19 protein-coding genes are annotated in these 23182 nt (G+C 74.8%); 11 read left to right on the forward strand and 8 right to left on the reverse strand.

Features of this window, described 5'->3' with window-relative positions:
- Positions 1-52: 52 nt before the first annotated feature.
- From ACIBPB_RS29400 to ACIBPB_RS29420, 5 genes are all read right to left on the reverse strand, one after another.
- Positions 53-745: an NUDIX hydrolase gene (locus ACIBPB_RS29400; protein ID WP_396842690.1), complete on the reverse strand. Its 693-nt coding sequence runs from the start codon at positions 743-745 to the stop codon at positions 53-55.
- Positions 742-1374: a TlpA family protein disulfide reductase gene (locus tag ACIBPB_RS29405; RefSeq protein ID WP_396842691.1), complete on the reverse strand. Its 633-nt coding sequence runs from the start codon at positions 1372-1374 to the stop codon at positions 742-744. Before ACIBPB_RS29405 ends, ACIBPB_RS29400 begins: the two co-directional genes overlap by 4 nt.
- Positions 1371-2150 carry an endonuclease III gene (nth, locus tag ACIBPB_RS29410; RefSeq protein ID WP_357316920.1) on the reverse strand — a complete coding sequence of 260 codons (780 nt, stop codon included), beginning with the start codon at positions 2148-2150 and terminating at the stop codon, positions 1371-1373. Before nth ends, ACIBPB_RS29405 begins: the two co-directional genes overlap by 4 nt.
- A 52-nt stretch (positions 2151-2202) precedes the next feature.
- Positions 2203-3369: a CapA family protein gene (locus ACIBPB_RS29415; RefSeq protein WP_396842693.1), complete on the reverse strand. Its 1167-nt coding sequence runs from the start codon at positions 3367-3369 to the stop codon at positions 2203-2205.
- A 136-nt stretch (positions 3370-3505) separates the two neighbouring features.
- Entirely contained in the window at positions 3506-4171 is a 666-nt protein-coding gene (locus ACIBPB_RS29420) for an adenosylcobinamide amidohydrolase (RefSeq protein ID WP_396842694.1), read from the reverse strand.
- 262 nt (positions 4172-4433) lie between these two features.
- Here ACIBPB_RS29420 and ACIBPB_RS29425 point away from each other — a divergent pair, with 262 nt between their 5' ends.
- A complete protein-coding gene (locus ACIBPB_RS29425; protein WP_007073398.1) occupies positions 4434-5111 on the forward strand; it encodes a Crp/Fnr family transcriptional regulator in 678 nt (225 codons plus the stop codon).
- 268 nt (positions 5112-5379) lie between these two features.
- Entirely contained in the window at positions 5380-6123 is a 744-nt protein-coding gene (locus ACIBPB_RS29430; protein WP_396842695.1) for a metallophosphoesterase family protein, read from the forward strand.
- 69 nt (positions 6124-6192) lie between these two features.
- On the opposite strand, the gene ACIBPB_RS29435 is transcribed toward ACIBPB_RS29430, so the two are convergent.
- Both ACIBPB_RS29435 and ACIBPB_RS29440 read right to left on the reverse strand, forming a co-directional pair.
- On the reverse strand, positions 6193-7206 hold the full coding sequence (locus ACIBPB_RS29435) for an acetamidase/formamidase family protein (protein ID WP_396842696.1): 1014 nt from the start codon (positions 7204-7206) through the stop codon (positions 6193-6195).
- Positions 7203-8642: an APC family permease gene (locus ACIBPB_RS29440; RefSeq protein ID WP_396842697.1), complete on the reverse strand. Its 1440-nt coding sequence runs from the start codon at positions 8640-8642 to the stop codon at positions 7203-7205. The genes ACIBPB_RS29435 and ACIBPB_RS29440 overlap by 4 nt, the downstream gene beginning before the upstream one ends.
- 163 nt (positions 8643-8805) lie before the next feature.
- Between ACIBPB_RS29440 and ACIBPB_RS29445 the strand changes: the two genes are divergently transcribed.
- The 7 genes from ACIBPB_RS29445 to ACIBPB_RS29475 are packed head-to-tail and all read left to right on the forward strand — an operon-like array spanning position 8806 to position 17897.
- Positions 8806-9450 (forward strand): TetR/AcrR family transcriptional regulator, encoded by a 645-nt coding sequence (locus ACIBPB_RS29445; protein WP_396842698.1) that lies wholly within the window; start codon positions 8806-8808, stop codon positions 9448-9450.
- 15 nt (positions 9451-9465) lie between these two features.
- Complete coding sequence (locus tag ACIBPB_RS29450; protein ID WP_396842699.1) at positions 9466-10308, forward strand: maleylpyruvate isomerase family mycothiol-dependent enzyme; 843 nt, start codon at positions 9466-9468, stop codon at positions 10306-10308.
- Positions 10305-11981, forward strand: a complete 1677-nt coding sequence (locus ACIBPB_RS29455) for an acyclic terpene utilization AtuA family protein (RefSeq protein WP_396842700.1) — start codon at positions 10305-10307, stop codon at positions 11979-11981. The genes ACIBPB_RS29450 and ACIBPB_RS29455 overlap by 4 nt, the downstream gene beginning before the upstream one ends.
- Entirely contained in the window at positions 11978-13117 is a 1140-nt protein-coding gene (locus ACIBPB_RS29460; protein ID WP_396842701.1) for an acyl-CoA dehydrogenase family protein, read from the forward strand. Before ACIBPB_RS29455 ends, ACIBPB_RS29460 begins: the two co-directional genes overlap by 4 nt.
- On the forward strand, positions 13114-14721 hold the full coding sequence (locus ACIBPB_RS29465) for an acyl-CoA carboxylase subunit beta (RefSeq protein ID WP_396842702.1): 1608 nt from the start codon (positions 13114-13116) through the stop codon (positions 14719-14721). The genes ACIBPB_RS29460 and ACIBPB_RS29465 overlap by 4 nt, the downstream gene beginning before the upstream one ends.
- A 12-nt stretch (positions 14722-14733) precedes the next feature.
- The gene (locus ACIBPB_RS29470) at positions 14734-16710 is read left to right on the forward strand and encodes a biotin carboxylase N-terminal domain-containing protein (RefSeq protein ID WP_396842703.1); all 1977 of its coding nucleotides are present in this window, start codon (positions 14734-14736) and stop codon (positions 16708-16710) included.
- Positions 16707-17897: an acyl-CoA dehydrogenase family protein gene (locus tag ACIBPB_RS29475; protein WP_396842704.1), complete on the forward strand. Its 1191-nt coding sequence runs from the start codon at positions 16707-16709 to the stop codon at positions 17895-17897. The genes ACIBPB_RS29470 and ACIBPB_RS29475 overlap by 4 nt, the downstream gene beginning before the upstream one ends.
- 13 nt (positions 17898-17910) lie before the next feature.
- Here the strand turns inward: ACIBPB_RS29475 and ACIBPB_RS29480 are convergent, their stop codons facing one another.
- The gene (locus tag ACIBPB_RS29480; protein WP_396842706.1) at positions 17911-21678 is read right to left on the reverse strand and encodes a CHAT domain-containing protein; all 3768 of its coding nucleotides are present in this window, start codon (positions 21676-21678) and stop codon (positions 17911-17913) included.
- Positions 21679-21857: 179 nt separating this feature from the next.
- Here ACIBPB_RS29480 and ACIBPB_RS29485 point away from each other — a divergent pair, with 179 nt between their 5' ends.
- A complete protein-coding gene (locus ACIBPB_RS29485) occupies positions 21858-22238 on the forward strand; it encodes a hypothetical protein (RefSeq protein WP_396842707.1) in 381 nt (126 codons plus the stop codon).
- A complete protein-coding gene (locus tag ACIBPB_RS29490; protein WP_396842708.1) occupies positions 22235-23176 on the forward strand; it encodes a hypothetical protein in 942 nt (313 codons plus the stop codon). Before ACIBPB_RS29485 ends, ACIBPB_RS29490 begins: the two co-directional genes overlap by 4 nt.
- The last annotated feature ends 6 nt before the right edge of the window (positions 23177-23182 follow it).

Here is a 23182-nt window from a genome sequence, read left to right on the forward strand (position 1 = left end):
TCACCGCTCGCGGAACGTGACGGCCGGATCGGCCCCCGGGAACCGCGGCGGCTCAGCGTACGGGCGTCTCGTCGACCGCGTCGGTGCCGGCGGAGGGGGCCGGGGTGGCCCCGGTCGGCGGCAGCTCCACCACCCGCTCGACCGACCAGGGGCGGGCCCAGCCGCCCATCTCCAGCAGCGTGTTCAGCACGCCGGCGGTGAAGCCCCAGACCAGCATTCCGCGTACGGAGAAGGCCGGGCCGATCCAGCCGCTGGGGTGGCGGACCCGCAGCCGGTTCGCCGGGTCGACCAGCTCGGCGACCGGCAGCCGGGCGACGTGCGCCACCTCGGCCGGCTCGCGCGGGTGCACCGGGTGCGGCGCATGCCACCAGGCGAGCACCGGGGTGACCACGAAATCGCTGACCGGGATCCAGAGCTTGGGCAGCTCGGCCAGCACGGTGACGCTGGCCGGGTCGAGGTCGACCTCCTCGTTCGCCTCGCGCAGCGCGGTGGCGCTGGCGTCGGCGTCCTCCGGGTCGGCCGCGCCGCCGGGAAAGGCCGGCTGACCGGCGTGGTTGCGCAGGGTGGCGGCCCGCTGGAGGACAAGTATGTCCGGCCCGACGCCCGGCTCCTCGCCGAGCAGCACCAGCACCGCGCTCTCCCGGCCGCCGCTCTCCGGGGTGGTGAGCCGGGTGAAGTCCTCGGCGCGGGCGGTGCCGAGGCGACCGAGCAGCGGGTCGAACCACCCGGGCGGCCGACGGGTCATGCCGCCACGTCCACGCCGAGGTGGGTACGGAGCAGCTCGGCCAGGCGGGCGTCGTCCAGCGCGCCGGTGGAGTCGGTGTGCCGGATCCGGCCGGCCGCGTCGACGAAGACGGTCAGCGGGAAGGCGTTGCGGCCCAGCGCGTGCTCGAAGGCGTCCCCCTGGTCGACCAGCATCGGGAAGCGCACCCCGAAGTCCTCGCCGATGGACTGGGCGCCGCCGCGGCTGTCCCGGCTGTTCACCCCGATCACCTGGAACCGCCCGGCGGCCCGCTCGTGCAGCCGCTGGAACGCGGGCAGTTCCTTGCGGCAGGGCGGGCACCAGGACGCCCACACGTTGATCACCGCGGGGCCCTTGACGTCCCGCAACGCCACCGGCGCCCCGCCGGTGAAACAGGAGAGCGTGAGCTCGGGCAGCCGGTCGCCGGCCTTGCCGGTCGGGGTTTCGGCGGCCTTGCCGGTCGGGGTCTCGGCGGCCGAGGCCGGCGCGGTGGTCAGCGGGGCGCAGTCGCTGAACGGGGACGGCCGTTCGGGGCGGGCCGCCGGCGCCGCCGGACGATCCGGTTCGGCGGCGGCGGTGCAGCCGGCGAGCCCGAGCAGCACCGGGACGAGCAGGTACGCGAGGCGGTTCACGGCACCTCCGCCGCGACCGCCTGCTGCGGCACCAGCTCCGGGTCGAGGCCGACGGCCGCCGCCAGGTCCCGGGCCCGTGGGCCCTTGAGCAGCTTGACCGCCACCACCGGGTCGGTCGGGCCGGCGCCGTACGACGGGCAGAGCTTGGCCAGCGTGCAGGCGCCGCAGGCCGGCTTGCGGGCGTGGCAGACCCGGCGGCCGTGGAAGATGATCCGGTGCGACAGCATCGTCCAGTCGCGCTTCGGGTACAACGCGCCGATCGCGTGCTCGATCTTGACCGGGTCGGTCTCGGTGGTCAGCTGCCACCGCCGCACCAGCCGCTGGAAGTGGGTGTCGACGGTGATGCCGGGGACGTCGAAGGCGTTGCCGAGGATCACGTTCGCGGTCTTGCGCCCGATGCCGGGGAGGGTGACCAGGTCGGCCAGCCGGCCGGGGACCTCGCCGTCGTACCGCTCGCAGAGGGCGCGGCCCAGGTTGATCAGCGAACTGGTCTTGTTCCGGTAGAAGCCGGTGGGCCGGATCAGCTCCTCCAGCTCGGCGCGGTCCGCCCCGGCGTAGTCGGCGGCGGTGCGGTAACGGGCGAAGAGCTTCGGGGTGACCTCGTTGACCTTCTTGTCGGTGCACTGCGCGGACAGGATGGTGGCGACGGCCAGCTCCAGCGCGTTGCCGTGGTCGAGCTCACAGTGCGCGTCGGGATGCGTCTCGGTCAGCACCCGGCCGATCCGCCGGGCCCGGCGGGTGCGACCGAGGTCGGTCTCGGGGGAACGCGTGGTCACGCCGGCCAGCCTACGTCGCGGGGCCGACGTCCCGGCGGGCCCACGCGCCGGGTCAGCCGCCGGACGGCACCCGGATCCGGCCGGCCGCGTCGATCCGGGCCCCGGTCCGCGGGAAGTCGGCGTGGCTCACCTCACGGACCAGTCCGAGGCCGCGCTGCTGCCGGTCGATCGAGGGCCGGCCGACGCCGTTCATCACGGTGGCGGTGAAGCGGCCGTCGACGAAGCTGCCGTCCGGCTTGAGCGTGACCTTGAGCACCCCGCCCCAGCCGAGTCGACCGGACGGGTTCAGCGACTTCCCCCCGCCGGCGAAGTTGCCCAGGCTGTACGCGATCAGCCGGCCCCGGTAGAACTCCATGCCGCGCAGCACGTGCGGCCCGTGCCCGACGACCAGGTCGGCGCCGGCGTCGATCACCGCGTGGGAGAACCTGATCGGGTCGCCCCGGTTCTCCCCGAAGAACAGCTCGGTGCCGGGCTTCACGTGGCTCTTGTCGGCGCCCTCGGCACCCATGTGCACCTGCACCACGACCAGGTCGGCACTGGTCGCCGCCTTCGCCACCACCCGCTTCGCCGACGCGATGTCGACCAGGCTGTTGGACCAGACGTACGAGGAGAAGCCGACCACCGCGACCTTGACGCCCTCGACCTCGACCACGGTGATCTGGTCCGGGGCGCCGGTGTGCTGCAGGTCGTGCTCCTCCAGCGCCCGCTGGGTGTTCCGGTAGCCCTTGGGGCCGTAGTCGTAGCCATGGTTGTTGGCCTGGTTGAGCAGCTGGAACCCGGCCTCCTTGAGGTGTTTCGCGTACTCCGGGGGCGCCCGGAACTGGTAGCAGTTCTGCGGCTTCGGCCCGCACTTGCCGGTGCCGGTGTCCTCGGTGAGCGGCTCCTCCAGGTTGCCCATCACGAGGTCGCCCTTGAGCGCGGCCTTGACGTCGTCGAAGAAGCCGTTCCCGCCGTCGGGCGGCAGCCGGTTCGGCGCGTTACCCATGATCACGTCGCCGGTGGCGGCCAGCGAGATCGCCTGCTCGGTGCCGTCGGCGGGCTGGTCGGCGGTGGCCGGCGCGGCGGAGCCGGCCGGTGCGCCATCCGCGCCCGGCCGCCACACCGACTCGCCGGTGCCGGGCTGCGCGCACCCACCCACCAGCAGGGCGGCGAGCAGCACGCCGAGCGCCGCGGCGGCGCGGCGCCGGGACGGGGACACGGAGGGGGCGGGAGCGTACATCGCCGGCCACGGTACCGCCCGGTGAACGCGCCGACGACGGCCGATCGGTCGAAAAGCCGACCCGTCGGCCCGGCCGGCTCCCGGCAGTCGGGCGCCGATCCGACCAGGGAGCGCCGTGCCGATGGCCCCGGCCGGCTCAGCCCGCCCGGCGCTGCTCGGACCAGGGGACCACGGTGCCGGCGCCGCCGGCCAGGACGGCCGCGTGCACGGCCCGGGCCAGCGGGGCGCCCCAGGCCGAGCGGGGGCCGCCGTACGGGGCCGGGTCGCCGTCGGCCGGGCAGAGCACGGTGACCGCGTCGGTGGGCGTGCCGGTGGCGGGCAGGCCCAGCTCCCAGATCGCCTGCGCCTTCGCCTCGGTGGCCGTGGCCACGGCGTTGACCAGGGCGGCGTCGCCGAGCCGGGCCGGCACGTACGCCACGATGTTGACCGTGCCGACGCGCTGCGCCGGGGTGGCGGGCGCGGGCGCCGCGGCCCACACCGGGGTGCCGAGCCCGACCGTCGCCCAGACCCGCACGCCGTCGTCGGCCCGGGCCACCACCTCGGTCACGTCGACGCCGGTCAGCAGGCCGACGCCGGGCCCGGCCAGGCCCAGCCCGCCGGCCAGTTCGGCCAGGTGGTCGGCGGGGTCGTCCCGGTCGTACGACATCGGCACGGTCGCGTTGAGCACCCAACGGCGTACGCCGATCCCGCCGCCCAGCGGGGCGCTGCCGACGGCCAGCAGCGGCGCCTCGGCCCGCCAGACCAGCAGCGGGATCTCCGACCCGGCCTCGGGGCGGGTGGTCAGGAACGGCTCGTTCAGCACGGCACCGACCCTACGATCAGAGGAGGGCAGCGGCGACGCCCGCCCGGGCCCGGCGGCCCGGACGCCCCGCCCGCCACCCGGCGCCGCCGGTCGGGAGGCGGGATTCTAGTCCTCGATCGCGTCGGGAGGGTTACGCCCAACGATCAAGATTCCAGGGGTGCGCCTCTGATTCCAGCTCATGTGCGCCTAGACTGGCGGCGCGCGAGGGATCAGCGGACGGCGGACCCGGCCGACGGACGGCACGCGCAAGCGGAGGTGCGCGATGGACGAGGTACTGGCCCGTAGCGGGATCTTCCAGGGTGTCGACCCGGAGGCTGCCGAGGCGCTCGCCAAGGAGATGGAGACGATCGAGGTCCGCAAGGGCGAGGTCGTGTTCAACGAGGGCGAGCCCGGCGACAGTCTCTACATCCTCCTGTCCGGCAAGATCAAGGTTGGCCGCCGCGCGGCGGACGGCCGGCAGAACCTGATCGCCGTGATGGGCCCGTCGGACATGGTCGGCGAGCTGTCGCTCTTCGACCCCGGGCCGCGCACGGCGACGGCCACCGCGGTGACCGACACCCGGCTGGTCCGGCTGCGCAAGCAGGCGCTGCGGCCCTGGCTGAACAACCGGCCCGAGATCGCCGAGCAGCTGCTGCGGGTGCTCGCCCGCCGGCTGCGCCGGACGAACGACTCGCTGGCCGACCTGATCTTCACCGACGTGCCGGGCCGGGTCGCCAAGAACCTGCTCCAGATGGCCGGCCGGTTCGGCACCCGCGACGGCGGCGTGCTGCGGGTGACCCACGACCTGACCCAGGAGGAGATCGCCCAGCTCGTCGGCGCCTCCCGGGAGACCGTGAACAAGGCGCTGGCCGACTTCGCGTCGCGCGGCTGGCTGCGGCTGGACGGCAAGAGCATCATCATCCTCGACCCGGAGCGCCTGGCCCGCCGCGCGCGGGTCTGACCCCGCTGTCCCGTACTGCCCGGCCCGGCCCGCCTTCGCGGGCCGGGCCGGTTTCCGTCCGTGCCCGGGCCCGCGGCCGGCGACGCGCCTGGTGACCCTCCGCGGCAGTTGCGGTAAGTGACAGCCAGCGTGGAAGGCTCGCGGAGGAGGCCGGGCGCTGCCCTGTCGCCCGGCCGAGGCGCCGGCCGTGGCGGCGGCGATTCCGCGCGCCGTCTGCCCGGCGCAGAATCCCTGGACATCGCGGCCGGGCGGGGGCCACGGTGGGGCGATGTTCGAACATGTCGCGGTCCTCTCCGACATCCACGGCGTGCTGCCGGCGCTGGAGGCCGTCTTGGCCGAGCCGGACGTGGCCGGCGCCGACCTGATCGTGCTCACCGGCGACATCGCCAGCGGTCCGCAGCCGGTCGAGGTGCTGGACCGGCTCGCCGCGCTCGGTGACCGGGCCCGTTGGGTCGGCGGCAACGGCGAACGGGAGCTGGTCGAGGCGAGGGCCGGCAAGACATCGCCGTTCGAGGTCGTCAACTGGGCGGCCGGCCAGCTGCGGGACGACCACCTGGCCCGGCTGGCCGCGCTGCCGCCGACGGTGACGCTGCCGGTCGCCGGTCTGGGCGAGGTGCTCTTCTGCCACGCCACGCCCCGCGACGACGAGGAGGTGGTGCTGGTCGACTCCCGGATGGCGCGGTGGGCGGAGGTCTTCGCCGGCCTGCCCGCCGAGGTCGGCACGGTGATCTGCGGGCACACCCACATGCCGTTCACCCGGCTCGTCGACCGCCGCCTGGTGGTCAACCCGGGCAGCATCGGCATGCCGTACGGCGGGGACGGGGCGTGGTGGGCGCTGCTCGGCCCGGGCGTGCAACTGCGCCGGACCCGGTACGACGTGGACGCCGCCTGCGCCCGGGTGGCCGCCGAGTCGGGCTTCCCGGACGCCGCCGACTTCGCCGACGAGTACCTGCGTTCCCGGCACAGTGACGCCGACGCGCTGGCCGTCTTCGGTCCGCGCGACGGCCGCTGACCACACCGCCGGCGCTGGCGAACCGAGGGGGCCGGCCGAGGTGCACGCCCCGGCCGGCCCTGCGCCGGCTCAGCGGTGGGCCAGGTGGTCGCGGGCCACCTGCCGCAGCCGGGCGTGCACGCCGTCGTAGCCGGTGGCCCCGCCCAGGTACCGCTTGTCCAGTTTCGCCACCATCGTGTAGTTCGGGTCGCAGACGTTGCCGACCGGCGCCTCACCGGCCTGGCTGACCAGCTGGTACGCGTCGAGCTGGTCCAGGCCGACCAGCTCCGCCGTCCAGGTGACCAGGTCGTGCTGGCTGATCCGGTAGGCGTCCTCGAGCGGCCGGGCCGAGCCGGTGGACATCAGCGCGTCGTCGGACTCCAGCCGGGGCCACGGCGTGCCCACTCCCTTGATGACGTCCAGCACCACGGTGGTGTTCATGGCCGCCTCAAGACCGGTGCCGCAGACCTCGCCGTGCCCCTGCCGGCAGTGCCCGTCGCCGAGGGCGAAGAGCGCGCCGGAGACGTTCACCCCGAAGTAGGCGGTCACCCCGGCCCGCAGCTCCGGGCTGTCCATGTTGCCGCCGTGCGCGTCGGGGGTGATGGTCATCCGCGCCTCGAAGGCACCCGGTGCCACTCCGGCGGTGCCGTGCATCGGGTCGAGCGGCAGCTCGACGGTGTAGTCGCCGCGTCTGGCCCGGTACGTGGCCGTGCCGGCCGCCACGTCCACGTCGTACCGCCAGACCAGTTCGTCGAGCGGGGGGTGCAGGGTGGCCGTGGTGTGCGTGCCGGTGAGCGCGCCGAAGTGCGGGAAGGTGCTGGACACCGCCCAGTCCCGGGCCGGTTCGATCGCCACGAAGTGCACGGCGAGGGTGTCGCCCGGCTCGGCGCCCTCGACGTGGATCGGTCCGGTGACCGGGTTGAGGTAGGGGAACTCGCAGACCCGCGACGGCAGGTCGTCGACGGTGCGGACCCGACCGCCGAAGCAGTCCTCGGTGTACAGCTCGACGATGGTGCCGGGGCGGACCCGGAGCACCGGCGCCCGCCCGCCGAAGGTGTAGGAGAGTTCGTCCGGCTCCGGCCGGTAGGTCACGACCTCGGTCACTGTGGCTCCTTCACCGGTTCGTCGGTGTTGTCGTGGGCGACCTCGGAGAGGGCGGGCAGCTCGGGCCGCCGGCCGGTCGCGTAGAAGGTCAGTAGCACGATCAGTCCCAGGCCGAGCCAGACGAAGCCGAGCACCTGCGCGGCGACCTTCGCGTTGATCACCACGTAGAGCAGGATCGCGAAGCCGATCACCGGCACCACCAGGTGCCGCAACCAGTCCCGGCTGCCGTTGCGGACCACGTAGTGGGTCACCACGGAGACGTGCAACGCCAGAAACGCGGTCATCGCGCCGAAGTTGACAAGGGTGGACAGCAGCGAGATGCCGTCGTCCCGGCTGGCCATGTAGAGGCCGAGCGCCAGGGAGACGGCGGCGACCACCAGGGTGGCGTTGGCCGGCACCTGGTGTCGGCGGTTGATCCGGGCCAGGAACCGGGGCATCTGCCGGTCGCGGGCCATCGCGTACAGCAGCCGCGAGGTGGCGGCCTGGGCGACCAGGGAGTTGGCGAAGCCCCAGGCGATCGCGGTGGCCGCCGCGGTCAGGCCGGCGAGCCAGCCGCCCCCGGCGACGCGGGCCGCGTCGTAGAAGGCCGTCCCGTCGGGGTCGCCGTTGTCGAGCAGGGCGGGGGCGTCCGGGACGAGCAGGGCCGCTACCCAGGTCTGGACCAGGAACAGGGCGCCGGCCAGCAGCAGGGCGGCCACCATGGCCCGGCCGATCTGCCGGGCCTCCTCGCGGCTCTCCTCGGCCAGCATGGAGATCCCGTCGAAGCCGAGGAAGGAGAGCACGGCGATCGACACCGCCCCGAACACCAGCGGCCAGGAGAAGGTGTCCGCGTCGAACAGCGGCCGCAGCGAGAAGCCGTCGCCCTTGCCCTGGGCGAGGGCGACCACCCCGACGACCAGGAAGATCGCGAGGATGACCAGTTCGGCGGCGAGCATCACCCGGTTGACCCGGGCGGTCATCTTGATGCCGAGATAGTTGACGACCGTGTTGAGCAGCACGAACGCGGCCAGCCACAACCACACCGGCACTCCGGGCACCAGGGAGTGCATGGCCACGCTGGCCACCAGGTAGAGCAGGCCGGGCACCAGGACGTAGTCGAGCAGGATCACCCAGCCGGCGAGGAAGCCGACGGGTGGCGCGATGCCCCGCCCGGCGTAGCTGTAGACCGATCCGGCCATCGGGAAGGCGCGGACCATCTGCGCGTACGACAGGGCGGTGAACATCATGGCCACCATGCCGATGAGGTACGCCAGCGCGACCATGCCGCCGGAGCCGGCGTACACGCTGCCGAAGATGCCGAACGGGGCGATCGGCACCATGAAGATCAGTCCGTAGATGAGCAGGTCGGTGAAGCTGAGGGAGCGGCTCAGCTCCTGCCGGTAGCCGAATCGTTCGACCTGGGTGGGTGTCTCGGACGGGTCGGGAGGTTGGGTCACGGCACGCCTCCTTGATCTGGTGAGGCCGCACGTTAGTGCGGCCACCCGGGCACAGGAAGATCCATGTTTCTGGATGAAAACATCGACAAAGTGGTCAACGGCCGGTGCTGGAGCAGAAAAAGTCAGTCTTGACTGTTTGTTTCGCGGCCGGCAGGCTGTCCCCGTGCCCGCCGTACCGACCCGCGTCCCCCAGCAGGAGCGCAGCCGCGCCACCCAGGCCCGGCTGCTGGAGGCGACCGTGGACTGCCTGGTGGAGCACGGCTGGTCCGGCACCACCACCACGGTGGTGGCGGCCCGGGCCGGCGTCTCCCGGGGCGCCCAGCTGCACCACTACCCGACCAAGGCCGCCCTGGTCACCGCCGCGGTCACCCACCTCACCGAGCGCCGGGCCGTCGAGCTGCGCACCGAGGCCGCGGCGCTGCCCGCCGGGCCGCGCCGGCTCGACCGGGTGGTCGACCTGCTCGCCGCCGCCTTCACCGGGCCGCTCTTCGTCGCCGCCCTGGAGCTGTGGGTGGCCGCCCGCACCGACCCCGAGCTGCGCGACGCCCTGGTCCCGCTGGAGGCGCGGGTCGGTCGCGAGATGCACCGGCTGACCGTCGAGCTGCTCGGCGTGGACGAGCGCCGGCCCGGCGTACGGGAGGCCGTCCAGGCCACCCTCGACCTGCTCCGCGGGCTCGGCGTGGCCAACCTGCTCAGCGACGACTCGACCCGGCGGACCGCCCTGCTGCACACCTGGAAGCGCCAACTCGCCATCCTGCTCACCCCCGACGACGGCCCGACGACGCCAGGGAGCGCGCGGCCGCACTGATCCTCCGGAGGCACCATGGTCGACCTGACAGCACTGCTCACGGATCTGGCCGCCGAGTCCGACCAGCTCGACGCGCTGGTCGCGCCGCTGCCGCCGGAGGAGTGGGCGCGACCGACCCCGGCCGCGGGCTGGACGATCGCGCACCAGATCGCCCACCTGGCCTGGACCGACCACGTGGCCCACCTCGCCGCCACCGACGCCGACGCCTTCTACGCCTCGGTCCTCGCCGCCCCGAACCCGGCCCGCCTGGTCGACGACGGGGCCGAGTCCTTCCTCGCGCCCCCCGACGCGCTGCTGGCCCGCTGGCGGGCCGGCCGCGCGGCGCTCACCGCCGCCCTGGCCGCCACCCCGACCGGGGAGAAGCTGCCCTGGTACGGCACCCGGATGTCGCCCACCTCGATGGCGACCGCCCGGCTCATGGAGACCTGGGCGCACGGCGAGGACGTGGCCGACGCGCTCGGCGTCCGGCGGGCCCCGACCGACCGGCTGCGGCACGTCGCGCACCTGGGCTTCCGTACCCTCGGGCACGGCTTCGCCGCGCACGGCCGCCCGGCGCCGACCACGCCGGTCCGGGTGGAGCTGACCGCGCCGGCGGGCGCGGGGAGTGAGCCTGCGAGCCTCGCGGCCGGGAGTGGAGCCGGCGCCGCCGGCGACACCTGGACCTTCGGGCCGGCGGACGCCGCCGACCGGGTCACCGGCCCGGCCCTCGACTTCTGCCTGCTGGTGACCCAGCGCCGGCACCGCGACAACCTCGCCCTGGTGGCCACCGGCCCGGTGGCCGACGAGTGGCTGGACGTGGCGCAGGCGTTCGCCGGCCCGCCCGGCACCGGGCGGGCCGCCGCCGGGGCGACGTCGTGACCGTGCTGCGGGTCGGCAACGCCTCCGGCTTCTACGGCGACCGGTTCGCCGCCTGGCGGGAGATGCTCGACGGCGGCGAGCTGGACGTGCTGACCGGCGACTACCTCGCCGAGCTGACCATGCTGATCCTCGGCCGGGACCGGCTGCGGGACCCCTCCCTCGGGTACGCGAAGACCTTCCTGCGGCAGCTCGAGGGCTGCCTCGGCACCGCGCTCGACCGCGGTGTCACCCTGGTCACCAACGCCGGCGGGCTCAACCCGGCCGGCCTGGCCGCCGCCGTCGGCGCGCTGGCCGACCGGCTCGGCCTCACCGTCCGGGTCGGGTACGTCGAGGGCGACGCCCTCGCCCGGCCCGACGCGCTGACCGCGAACGCGTACCTGGGGGCGTTCGGGATCGCCGCCTGCCTGGACGCCGGGGCGGACGTGGTGGTGACCGGGCGGGTGACGGACGCCTCGCTGGCGGTCGGCCCGGCCATCGCCCGGTTCGGCTGGACCCGGGACGACCTCGACGCGCTGGCCGGCGCCACCGTCGCCGGGCACCTCATCGAGTGCGGAGCGCAGGTCACCGGCGGCAACTACAGCTTCTTCACCGAGCTGCCGGACGGTGGTCACCGCCCCGGCTTCCCGATCGCCGAGATCCACCGGGACGGCTCGTCGGTACTCACCAAGCACCCCGGCACCGGGGGCGCGGTCACCGTCGAGACGGTCACCGCGCAGCTGCTGTACGAGGTGGACACGCCGGCCTACCTGGGGCCGGACGTGGTGGCCCGGCTGGACACCGTGGCGCTGACCCAGGACGGGCCGGACCGGGTGCGGGTCGCCGGGGTCCGCGGCACGCCCCCGCCGCCCACCCTCAAGGTGGGGGTCAACAACCTGGGCGGCTTCCGCAACTCGATGACGTTCGTGCTCTGCGGGCTGGACATCCCGGCCAAGGCGGCGCTGGTCCGCGGTCAACTGGAGGAGGCGGTCGGCACGGAAGGGCTGGAGTTCACCCTGGCCCGCACCGACCACCCCGACGCCGCCGACACCGAGGCGGCGAGCGCGCTGCTGCACGTACACCTGCGGGACGGCGACAAGGCGCGGGCCGGGCGGGCCTTCTCGGCGGCCGCCGTGGAGCTGGCCCTGGCCTCCTACCCGGGCTGCACGCTGACCACCCTGCCCGGCGACGCCACCCCGTACGGGGTGTTCACCGCCGACACGGTCCCGCAGGACGCCGTCGCGCACCTCGCGGTGCTCCCCTCCGGCGAGCGGGTGCCGATCCCGCCGCCGACCGTGCTGAGTGGTCTGCCCGGGGCACCCCCACAGCAGGAGGCGCCAACAGGGGACCCTTCCGTGCCCGCCACCCGGCGCGGACCGCTCGGCGAGCTGGTCGGGGCGCGGTCGGGCGACAAGGGCGGCGACGCCAACCTCGGTGTCTGGGCCCGCACCGACGCGACCTGGCCCTGGCTGCGCGACTGGCTCACCGTGGCCCGGCTGGCCGAACTGCTGCCGGAGACGGCGGCGCTGACCGTCGAGCGGTACGAACTGCCGAGCCTGCGCGCCGTCAACTTCGTGATCCGGGGGCTGCTCGGCCAGGGTGTGGCCGCCTCCACCCGATTCGACCCCCAGGCCAAGGCGCTCGGCGAGCTGGTGCGTTCACGAGTGGTCGATCTTCCGACGGAGGTTCCGGCATGACCACCGTGGACACGCCGGAACGCCGGCAACTGCGCGAGCTGACCCGCTCGTTCGTCACCCGGGAGGTGCTGCCGCACCTGTCCGACTGGGAAAGGGCCGGCGAGCTGCCCCGGTCGCTGCACGAGACCGCCGCGAAGGTCGGCCTGCTCGGCATCGGCTTCCCGGAGTCGGTCGGCGGCAGCGGTGGCGACCTGCTCGACTCGATGGTGGTCACCGAGGAGATCATCCGCTCGGGTGGGTCGTCCGGGCTGATCGCCGCGCTGTTCACGCACGGCATCGCGCTGCCGCACATCGTCGCGGCTCGCGACGAGGCGCTGATCGAGAGGTACGTCCGGCCGACCCTCGCCGGGACGATGATCGGTGCGCTGGCGATCACCGAGCCGGATGGCGGCTCGGACGTCGCGGGCATCCGCACCTGCGCGGTACGCGACGGCGACCACTACGTGGTGAACGGCGCCAAGACGTACATCACCAGCGGGGTCCGGGCAGACTTCGTCACCACAGCGGTCTGCACCGACTTCCCCAAGTCGGGCTCGCTGAGCCTGCTCGTGATCGACAAGGGCACGCCCGGGTGCACGGTGGGCCGGCGGCTGGAGAAGCTGGGCTGGCACTGCTCGGACACCGCGGAACTGTCCTTCGTCGATGTCCGGGTGCCGGTGACGAACCGGGTGGGCCCGGAGGACACCGGCTTCCTCGCCATCATGCAGCAGTTCGCCGCCGAGCGGCTCTCGCTCGCCACCCAGGCGTACGCGACCGCGCAGCGCTGCGTGGACCTGGCGGTGCGGTGGTGCCGGGACCGCCGGACGTTCGGCCGGCCGCTCGTCGGGCGGCAGGTCGTCCGGCACCGGCTGGCCGAGATGCACTCCCGCACCGAGGCGGCCCGGGCGTACGTGCACGAGGTCGCCGAGCGGGTCGCCGCCGGGCAGCCGGTGGTGACCGAGGTGGCGATCGCGAAGAACGTGGCGGTGTCCGCGTGCGACTTCGTGGTCGACGCCGCGCTGCAACTGCACGGCGGCTTCGGCTACCTGCGCGACGCCGAGGTCGAGCGGCACTACCGCGACGCCCGGCTGCTGGGCATCGGTGGCGGCACCACCGAGATCATGAACGAGATCATCGCGAAGGGCATGGGCCTATGAGCACGGCTGTCCTGCAGAGCACGATCGACCCGTCCGCGCCCGCCTTCACCGCCAACCGGCAGGCGCTGCTGGACCGCCTCGCCGAGCTGGAGGCGGCGCTCGACCAGGCCCGGGCCGGTGGCGGCGAGAAGTACGTGACCCGCCACCACGGGCGGGGCAAGCTGCTCCCCCGGGAGCGGATCGAGCTGCTGCTCGACCCGGACAGCCCGTTCCTGGAGCTGTCGTCGCTGGCCGCGTACGGCACCGACTTCCCGGTCGGCGCCAGCACCGTGACCGGCATCGGCGTGGTCGAGGGCGTGGAGTGCCTGATCGTGGCCAACGACCCGACGGTACGCGGCGGCGCGATCAACCCGTGGTCGCTGGCGAAGACCCGGCGGGCCGGGGAGATCGCCCTGGCCAACCGGCTGCCCATGGTCAACCTGGTGGAGAGCGCCGGGGCGGACCTGCCCACCCAGGCGGAGGTCTTCATCCCGGGCGGCCGGGTGTTCCGCGACCTGACCCGGCTGTCCGCGCAGCGGATCCCGACGGTGAGCGTGGTGTTCGGCAACGCCACGGCGGGCGGCGCGTACGTGCCGGGCATGTCGGACTACACCATCATGATCCGGGACCGGTCGCAGGTCTATCTGGCCGGGCCGCCGCTGGTGAAGATGGCCACCGGCGAGGTGACCGACGACGAGTCGCTCGGCGGCGCGGCGATGCACGCCACCACGTCCGGCCTGGCCGACTTCCTCGCCGTCGACGAGCGGGACGGCATCCGGCTGGCCCGGCAGTGCGTACGCCGGCTCAACTGGCGCAAGCAGGGTCCGCCGCCGCGCAACCCGTTCCCGGCGCCACCCAGGTACGACCCCGAGGAGCTGCTCGGCATCGCCAGCGCCGACCTCAAGGTGCCGTTCGACCCGCGCGAGGTCCTCGCCCGGGTGCTCGACGGCAGCGAGTTCGACGAGTTCAAGCCCGGCTACGGCACCGCCCTGGTCACCGGCTGGGGCGAGCTGCACGGCTATCCGGTCGGCGTGCTGGCCAACGCCCGGGGCGTGCTGTTCAGCGCGGAGGCGCAGAAGGCCGCCCAGTTCATCCAGCTCGCCAACGCCGCCGACACCCCGCTGGTCTTCCTGCAGAACACCACCGGCTACATGGTCGGCACCGAGTACGAGCAGCGCGGCATCATCAAGCACGGCGCCCTGATGATCAACGCGGTGTCCAACTCGACGGTCCCGCACCTGACGGTCAACCTGGGCGCCTCCTACGGCGCCGGCAACTACGGCATGTGCGGCCGGGCGTACGAGCCGAGGTTCCTGTTCACCTGGCCGAACGCCAAGTCGGCGGTGATGGGCCCGGCGCAGCTGGCCGGGGTGCTGTCGATCGTCGCCCGGCAGGCCGCCGCCGCCCGGGGCCGCGAGTACGACGAGGAGTCCGACGCCGCCATGCGGATGATGGTCGAGCAGCAGATCGAGTCCCAGTCCGGGGCGCTCTTCCTGTCCGGCCGGCTCTACGACGACGGGGTGATCGACCCCCGGGACACCCGTACCGTCCTCGGGCTCTGCCTGTCGGCGATCCACAACGCACCGGTGAAGGGCGCCGACGGCTTCGGCGTCTTCCGGATGTAGGGGGCATTGCGCATGATTTCGAGACTTCTGGTGGCGAACCGGGGGGAGATCGCCCGGCGGGTCTTCGCCACCTGCCGCGCCCTCGGCGTGGCCACCGTCGCCGTGCACTCCGACGCGGACTCCGACGCGCCGTTCGTGGCCGACGCCGACCAGGCGGTGCGGCTGCCCGGGAACACGCCGGCCGAGACGTACCTGCGCGTCGACGCCATCCTGGAGGCGGCCCGGCGCTCCGGCGCGGACGCCGTCCACCCCGGCTACGGCTTCCTCGCCGAGAACGCGGAGTTCGCGGCGGCGGTGGCCGACGCGGGCCTGACCTGGGTCGGCCCGTCGGCCAAGGCGATCGCCGCGATGGGCGACAAGATGGCCGCCAAGGCGCTGCTCGCCGACGCGGGCGTGCCGATGCTGCCCACCTGGACCGATCCGGCCGAGGTCACCGGCTTCCCGGTGCTGGTCAAGGCCGCCGCCGGTGGTGGCGGCCGGGGCATGCGGGTCGTCCGCGACGCCGCCGGGCTGGCCGAGGCCGTCGCGGGCGCGCGCCGCGAGGCGGCGGCGGCGTTCGGCGACGGCACGGTCTTCATCGAGCGGTACGTGGAACGGGGCCGGCACGTCGAGGTGCAGATCTTCGGCGACAGCCACGGCACGGTGGTGGCGCTCGGGGTACGCGACTGCTCCATCCAGCGCCGCCACCAGAAGATCGTCGAGGAGGCGCCAGGTGTGCTGCCCGACGAGGTACGCGCCACGCTGCACGAGGCGGCGGTGGCGGCCGGGCGGGCGGTCGACTACGTCGGCGCGGGCACCGTGGAGTTCCTGCTGACGCCGGACGGGCAGGTGCACTTCCTGGAGATGAACACCCGCCTCCAGGTGGAGCACCCGGTCACCGAGGCAACCACCGGGCTGGACCTGGTCCGGCTGCAACTGCTCGTCGCCGAGGGCCAGCCACTGCCGGTCACCAGCACGCCGCCGGCCGACGGCCACGCGATCGAGGTGCGGCTCTGCGCCGAGGACCCGGCCCGGGGTTTCCGCCCGGCCACCGGCACGCTGCACCGGTTCGCGATCCCCGGGGTCACCGCCGAGTTCGCGCCGGCCCAAGGGCTGCGGCTGGACTCCGGTGTGGCGGACGGCTCGACGGTGAGCGTGCACTACGACTCGATGCTCGCGAAGCTCGTCGCCTGGGCGCCCACCCGCGCCGAGGCGGCCCGCGCCCTGGCCGGCGCGCTCGCCCGCGCCGAACTGCACGGCGTGGCCACCAACCGGGACCTGCTGGTCCGCGTGCTGCGCAGCGCGGAGTTCGTCGCCGCCGACGTGGACACCGGCTTCCTGGAGCGGCACCCGGAGGTGTTCGCGCCGCTGCTGCCGGCCGGACAGCTTCCGGTGGTGGCGCTGGCGGCGGCGCTGTCCGGGGCCGCCGCCCGGCGGGCCGCCGCGCCGGTGCTGGCCGGGTTGCCGTCGGGGTGGCGCAACGTGCCGGCCTTCCCGCAGGTCACCCGGTTCACGGTCGGCGACAGTGAGGAGATCGAGGTCCGGTATCGGCTGGACCGCACGGGCGGCCTCGCCGAATGGTCGGTGTCCCGGTCCGACGCCACGCCGACCGTGGCGGTGGTCGACGCCGCCGCCGACCGGGTGGTGCTCGACGTGGACGGGGTGCGGCGGGCCTTCCGCGTACACCGGGCCGGGTCGTCGGTCTTCGTGGACGGCCCGGACGGGGCGGCGAGCCTCACCGAGCTGCCCCGCCTGCCCCTGCCCACCGCCGAGCTGGCCGCCGGGTCGCTGCTCGCGCCGCTGCCCGGCGCGGTGACCCGGGTGCACGTCGAGGTCGGCCAGCGGGTCGCCGCCGGTGACCTGCTGCTGACGCTGGAAGCGATGAAGCTCGAACATCCCGTGCTCGCCCCCGCCGACGGTGTGGTGACGGAACTGCCGGTGCCGGCCGGCGGCCAGGTCGAGACGGGTGCCGTACTGGCCGTCGTGGATCCCGAGGAGGACCCGCAGTGAACTTCGACCTCACCCCCGAGCAGGACCAGCTCCGCGACGCGGTACGGGAGCTGGGCCGCAAGTACGGCCATTCCTACTTCGTGTCGAAGGCCAGGGCCGGCGAGCACACCACCGAGCTGTGGCACGAGGCCGGCCGGCTCGGCTATCTGGGCGTGAACATCCCCACCGAGTACGGCGGCGGGGGCGGCGGCATCACCGACCTGGCGATCGTCTGCGAGGAGCTGGCCGCGGCGGGCTGCCCGCTGCTGCTGCTCGTGGTCTCCCCCGCCATCGCCGCCACCGTGATCAACAAGCACGGTACGGAGGAGCAGCGCAAGAAGCACCTCCCCGGCCTCGCCGACGGCTCGCAGAAGATCGTCTTCGCGATCACCGAGCCGGACGCCGGTTCGAACTTCCACCGGCTCGCCACCGTGGCCCGCCGCGACGGCGACGACTGGCTGCTCAGCGGCCGGAAGATCTACATCTCCGGGGTGGACGAGGCCGGGCACGTGCTGGTGGTCGCCCGCGTCGCCGTCGGAGACGGCAGTGCCGGCGCAGGGGACGCGTCTGCGCAGCGGCTGAAGCCGGCGCTGTTCCTCGTGCCGACCGACGCGCCCGGCCTGGAGAAGTCCAAGCTGGACATGGAGATCCTGTCGCCGGAGAACCAGTTCCTGCTCTTCCTCGACGACGTCCGGCTGCCCGCCGACGCGCTCGTCGGCGAGTCGCTGGACGCCGGGCTGCCGGCGCTGTTCGCCGGGCTCAACCCGGAGCGCATCACGGTCGCCGCGATGGGCGCCGGCACCGGCCGGTACGCGATCGAGAAGGCCAGCGACTACACGTCCACCCGAACGGTGTGGGGTGGGCGCTCGATCGGCTCGCACCAGGGCGTGTCGCACCCGCTGGCGCACGCGGCCGTCCAGGTCGAACTGGCCCGGCTGATGATCCACAAGGCGGCCACCCTGTACGACGCGGGCCGCGACCTGGAAGCCGGCATCTCCGGCAACATGGCCAAGTACGCCGCCGGCGAGGCCGCCGCGCTCGCCGTCGACACCGCCGTCCAGGCCCTCGGCGGGGCCGGCATGACCACCGAGTACGGGGTGGCCACCCTGCTCGGCGCGGTCCGGGCCGGCCGGATCGCCCCGGTCAGCCGCGAGATGATCCTCAACTTCGTCGCCCAGCACGTCCTCGGCCAGGACAAGTCGTACTGAGCCGGCGGTCCGCTCAGAGCGCCCGGTTCAGCCCGACGTGCAGGTGCCCGGCCCACCGGGTGGGCGTGGCCGGGAACTCGTCGCGTACCGCCCGCACCGTCTCGGTGAGCACCCGGGCCGCCGCGGCCGGGTCCGGGGGTTCGGTGCCACCGTTCGTCAGGCCGGCGTAGAAGGCCGTCGCGATCCGCGCGCTGTCCGTGGTCCGCCACATCGTGCCGATCACGCCCCGGAAGCCGGCGAGCTGGAACGCGGCGGCCAGGTGCAGCGGCTCGTCGGTGAACGTCGGATGCGTCTCGGCGGTGCCGCACGCGGAGAGGAAGGCCAGCTCGGCCCGGGCCAGCCGGTAGGAGCCCACCATGTGCGGGCTGAGCGAGCCACCCTTGCCGAGGCGCAGGCCGCCGGTCAGCATCGCGGCCGTGCCGGCGTCCGCCTCGCCGTGGCAGGCGAAGTGCGCGATCGGGTGCCGGCGCAGCGCCTCCTCGACCTCGGTCGGGGCCACCTCGGTCCCGGTCAGCACGGTCGAGCCGGGGATCAGCCGGGCCACCTGTTCGACCTCGGCGCGTACCTGGGACAGCGCCGGCAGGTCCCGCGCGGTCGGCACGCCGACCACGGTGGCCGTGGCGGTCGCCGGCGGTCGCGGCCGCTCCGCCGCGGCGTGCGCCAGGGCGGTGAGGGTCGGCGTGTAGGACGGCACCACGCGGTCCAGGACGGTACGCCGGCGGCCCGGCTCCCGGTGGTGACCGGCGGCGTGCAGCGGGAGGCGGGCCAGCGCGCCGACCGGGGACCACCAGAGCCGCGGCGGCGGCCCGTCGGCCGGCGCGATCCGGTCCAGCACCGGCCCGGTCACCGCGTCCCACAGCCAGGCCAGCACGGCGTGCAGTTCCTCCTGGGCGGCGGCGCGCCGGTCGAACGGCACCGCCGGGTCGAGCGCGTCGGACACCGCCGCGTACCAGCGGGTGACCTGCCGCTGGACGGCGGCGCCGGTCAGCTCGGGCAGCCGGACCGGCTGCACGGGCCGCTCCGGGTCGGCCGGCACGACCAGCGCGTCGCCCCGGTCGCCGTGGCTGTTGACGACGACCACCGGCAGGCCCGCGAGCCGCTCCCGGAGCAGCGGCACCGACGGTGGCCGCAGGAAGTCGGCGAACCCGGGCAGCCGCCGGATCCGCCCGATCACCCGGTCCCGTTCGGCGGCCAGTTTCCGGGTACGCGGCACCCAGGCGGTTCGCGGGTCCCACTCGGTCGTCGAGCTGTCCAGCAGCTCACCGTCCGCGGTGCGGCGCTGCACCTCGATGGTGAAGCTCCGGACGTGCGTGTAGGCGTCCGCCTCGGCCAGCTCCCGGTCGACCCGGTCCAGGTCGGCGGCCAGCCCGGGGCTGACCACGCGCAGTTCCGCCCGCCCGTCGCGGATGCCCAGCGCCTCGTGGAACAGCAGGCCACGGCCGCGTTCCAGGAGTTCGACGGCGCGCTCGGGGTGGTCCGCGGCGATCGCGGTCGCGGCGGCCTCCGCCGCCAACCCGTTCAGTTCGGCCACCGCCCCGAGCCGGCGCCGGCCGGCCGACGACCGGTCGATCGAGGCCGGCATCCGCCGCACCGCCCGCTCCAGCGCGGCCAGCCGGGCGGCCGGGTCGCCGGCGGCGTCCGCCAACTCGGCCTGCTGCCGCTCGGCGTCGATCCGGGTCTGCGGGTCCGCCTGCGGCGCGGCGGCGATCGCGGCGTACGTGGCGGTCGCCTCGGCCCGGGCCCGCTCGGCGTCCGGCCCGCCCGCCCGGGCCAGCTCGGCGGCCGCCCGGGCCAGCAGCCCGGCCCGCAGCGGCCACCAGTGGTGGTCCGGCGGGGTCGCCTCGACCGCCTCCCGGGCCAGCCGTACCGCGTCGGCCAGCACGTCCAGGTCGCCGCCGAGCCGGTACCGGTGGTAGCGGGCGTCGGCGATCGCGCTGCGGATCCGCGGCTGGTCGGGGTGATCCGGCGGCACCAGGGCCAGCGCCTCCCGGTAGCTGCGTTCGGCCGCGAGCAGCCCGGCCTCGTCCCGCTGCCGGACGGCCTGGACGGTGCGGCTGCTGGCGTGGTTGTAGAGGAAGCCGACCCGGCGCGGATCGCGCTCCGCCAGCAGGCCCGCCGCGCGGCCGTTCGCCGCCACCGCCTCGGCCAGGAGCGCGTCGTCGGGCGCCAACTGGTCGCGGTGCACGAGCGTCTGGGAGAGCTTCATGAGCCGCAGGGCGTACGCCTCGTGCCCCTCGGGGGTGAGCCGCAGCGCCGCCCGCTGGTGCCGCAGCGCCTCGTCGACGAGCTCGGCGTCGCGCTTCAGCCAACCGGCGTCATTCAACGCGTCACCGAGGACCACGAGTTGGTGCGCCTGCTCCTCCGACTGCCCGTCGGCCAGGGGAAGCGCCTCCCGGGCGGCGGAGACCGCGACCTCGACCAGGTGTTCGTCCTGCCCGTGCAGCCCGGCGTCCGCGGCCGCGGCGGCCAGCAGGTTCAACGCCCTGCGCCGCAACGGGTCGGCCGGCCCGGTGGCGTCCAGCGCCAGCTGCGCCCAGGTCGCCGCCTCCGCCGCGCCGCGCAGCTCGCCGCCGTGCTGCCACCGGTCCAGCTCGGCCGAGCCGAGCAGGAGCAGCGCGCGCGGCCGGGCCGGGTGGAAGCCCGGCACCACGGCGAAGAGCAGGAAGGCCGCCTCGTACTGGTCGGCCAGGGCCGCCGCCGAGGCATCCACCGCGATCCGGGCCGCGAGTTCCTCGGCCCGCCCCAGGTAACGGTCGATCACCTCGGGCTGCCCGGCCGCGGTGACCACCTCCAGCGCCAGCTCCGGGTCGATCTCCTGGGCCAGCAGGTTGACGACGGTGTTGAGCCGCTCCAGCGCGGCGGCCATCGCCGCCTCGTCGCCCGCCGCGGCGTGGACCGCGTCGCGCCAGGCCGCCGTCGCCTCGAACAGGACCTCGACCGACGCCAGCGGCGGGACCTCGGGCAGCCGGGACAGCGCCTCGGCGAACCGCGCCACCACCTGCGGGTCGGTGGGCTGCCGCCGCCAGCCGAGCTGGGCGGCCCGGCGGTACTCGCCGACGGCCAGTTGCAGCGCCCGCGGTCCGGCGCCCCGGTCGAAGTAGAGCTCCAGCAGGCGACCGCGGTCGACGAGGCGGTGCATCCGGTGCGGGTCCCGGTCGGTGGTGGCCGCGAGGGCCGCCGTGGCCGCGTCCAGCGCCTCGTCGTACGTCGGTCCCTCCCCGGTCGCCTCCGCCAGCGTCACCAGCGCCTCGGTGCGATCGGTCAGCAGGGCGGCCCGCAGCAGGGCGGTGTCGTCGTCGCGGTCCCGGGCCAGCTCCAGCAGCCATTCCTGATAGAGCGTGACGAGCATCCGGAGGGCCTTGCCGGAACCCGCCCGGTGCCGCTGCCGGAGCCCCGCGATCCGGTCCGCCTGCTGCTGGCTGAGCAGCACGTCGGCGAGTCGGGGGGACCGGGGCGGGTCGCTCTCCCGGCAGTCGGCCCGGATCAGCTCCGGCACCAGCTCCGGGTCCCGGCGGTGCACGTGCCGGAACAGCTCGACCGCCGCCCGGCGCGCCCGCAGACCGTCCAGTCCGGACAGGTTGAGGTAGCGGTACCAGTGCAGCCGTCCCAGCGCCTGCGCCGCGGCCCGCCCGGCGCCGCGCCCGCCGGCCGTCGCGGCGAGGACCTGCTCCTCGCCGGAGAGGTCCGATCCGAACAGGACGCCCGGAATCCCCGTCCGCTCGTACTCGGCGGTCACCGCGGTCACCCGCCCCGCGGCGCTACCGACCGTCCATTTCGGCATCGCTCCTCGATTCCGGTGCGCTGGCGTCGGGTGGCGATCTCCTGGTCCGGTACCGATCCTGCCCAATGGGTCCCGGTCCGGGAAAGCGGAATCCGGGTCGCGTCCCGACTGGCGGCACGGGCTTGCCGGGGCCGCTACTGTGGCAGCGGAAACGGCCGACCGGCGCACGGGGGGCGACCTTGGAACTCGTTGCGGAGCGCATCGGCCGGCTGTGCGGCCAGGCCACCGGGGAGCAGCTGCGCACGCACGCCGAGCGGTACGGCGTCGCCGAGGTGCTCGACCGGATCGTCGCGGCGGTCGGCGCGGGGCGCTGGGACCAGCAGTTGGCGGCGGATCTCGACACTCTCGACGCGGCCTTCGCCCGGCACGGCATCGACGGGCTCACCACCGGCGTACGCGGCTTCGAGCCGTGGCTCGGCGGCGGTGGCCACCCGACGGTCACCGCCTGGACCTGCCCCGGCGCCGGGCCGTGTCCCCGCAAGGCCCCGGTCGACGACGGCGTGCCGCCGACGTGCGGGCTCACCGGCGCGCCCTTCGTGGCGAGCCGGATCACCCTGTGACCGCGTTCCTCGCCGAGCTGGGCAAGCAGCTGGTGACCCGGTGGACCGCCGCGCTGGTGCTGCCGGGGGCGCTGTTCGCCGCCGCGGTGGTGCTGGCCCGGGTGCTCGGCCAGGGCCATGCCCTGGATGTCGCGGCCCTGCCGGCCTGGCTGGACCGGGTGACCGGCACGCCGGCCGGGGCGCGCGGCGCCGCCCTGCTGGTCGCCGTGGCCGCGTTCCTGCTCGGCTCGGCGGCGGCCGGGCTGGCCGCGCAGGCGGTGGGGATGTTCGTCGGGTGGACCTGGAGCCTGACCGGATCGACGCCGCTGCTGGGCCGGCTCACCGGCCGGCGCCGGCGGCGGTGGGAGCGGGCGGACGCCGAGGTGGCCGAGGCCGAGCGGGCGTTCCTCGCGGACACCGCCGACCCCGCCCGGCGGGCCCGGGCGCGGCGGGCGATCGACCGCCGCGCGGCGATCTGCCTGGTGGAGCCGGCGCGGCCGACCTGGACCGGCGACCGGCTGCACGCCGCCGACGTGCGGGTGTGGCGCAGTTACGGCCTCGACCTCGCGCCGGTGTGGCCGCGGCTGTGGCTGGTCCTGCCGGAGGAGGCGCGCGGCGAGCTGACCGCCGTGCAGGACCGCTGCGCGACGGCGGCCCGGCTGGTCGGTTGGGGCGTCCTCTACGCCGTCCTCGGGGCGTTCTGGTGGCCGGCCCTGGTCCTCGGCGCGGCGATCCTGCTGACCGCCCGGCACCGGTGCCGCCGGTCCGTGGCCGTCTACGCCGAGCTGGTCGAGGCCGCCGTGGACCTGTACGGCCGCGAGCTGGCCGTCCAGTTGGGACTCTCCTGCTCGGGCCGGCTCACCGGCGAGGTCGGCGAGCAGATCAGCGGGCTGGTCCGCAAGGACGGCGCCGTCCCCCGCGCCCGGCGGCCGGAGAGCGCGCCGCGGCCCGGCGCCTGACCGGCC

Source organism: Micromonospora sp. NPDC049836, from assembly GCF_044465125.1.
In the GTDB taxonomy this organism is placed as follows: Bacteria; Actinomycetota; Actinomycetes; order Mycobacteriales; family Micromonosporaceae; genus Micromonospora.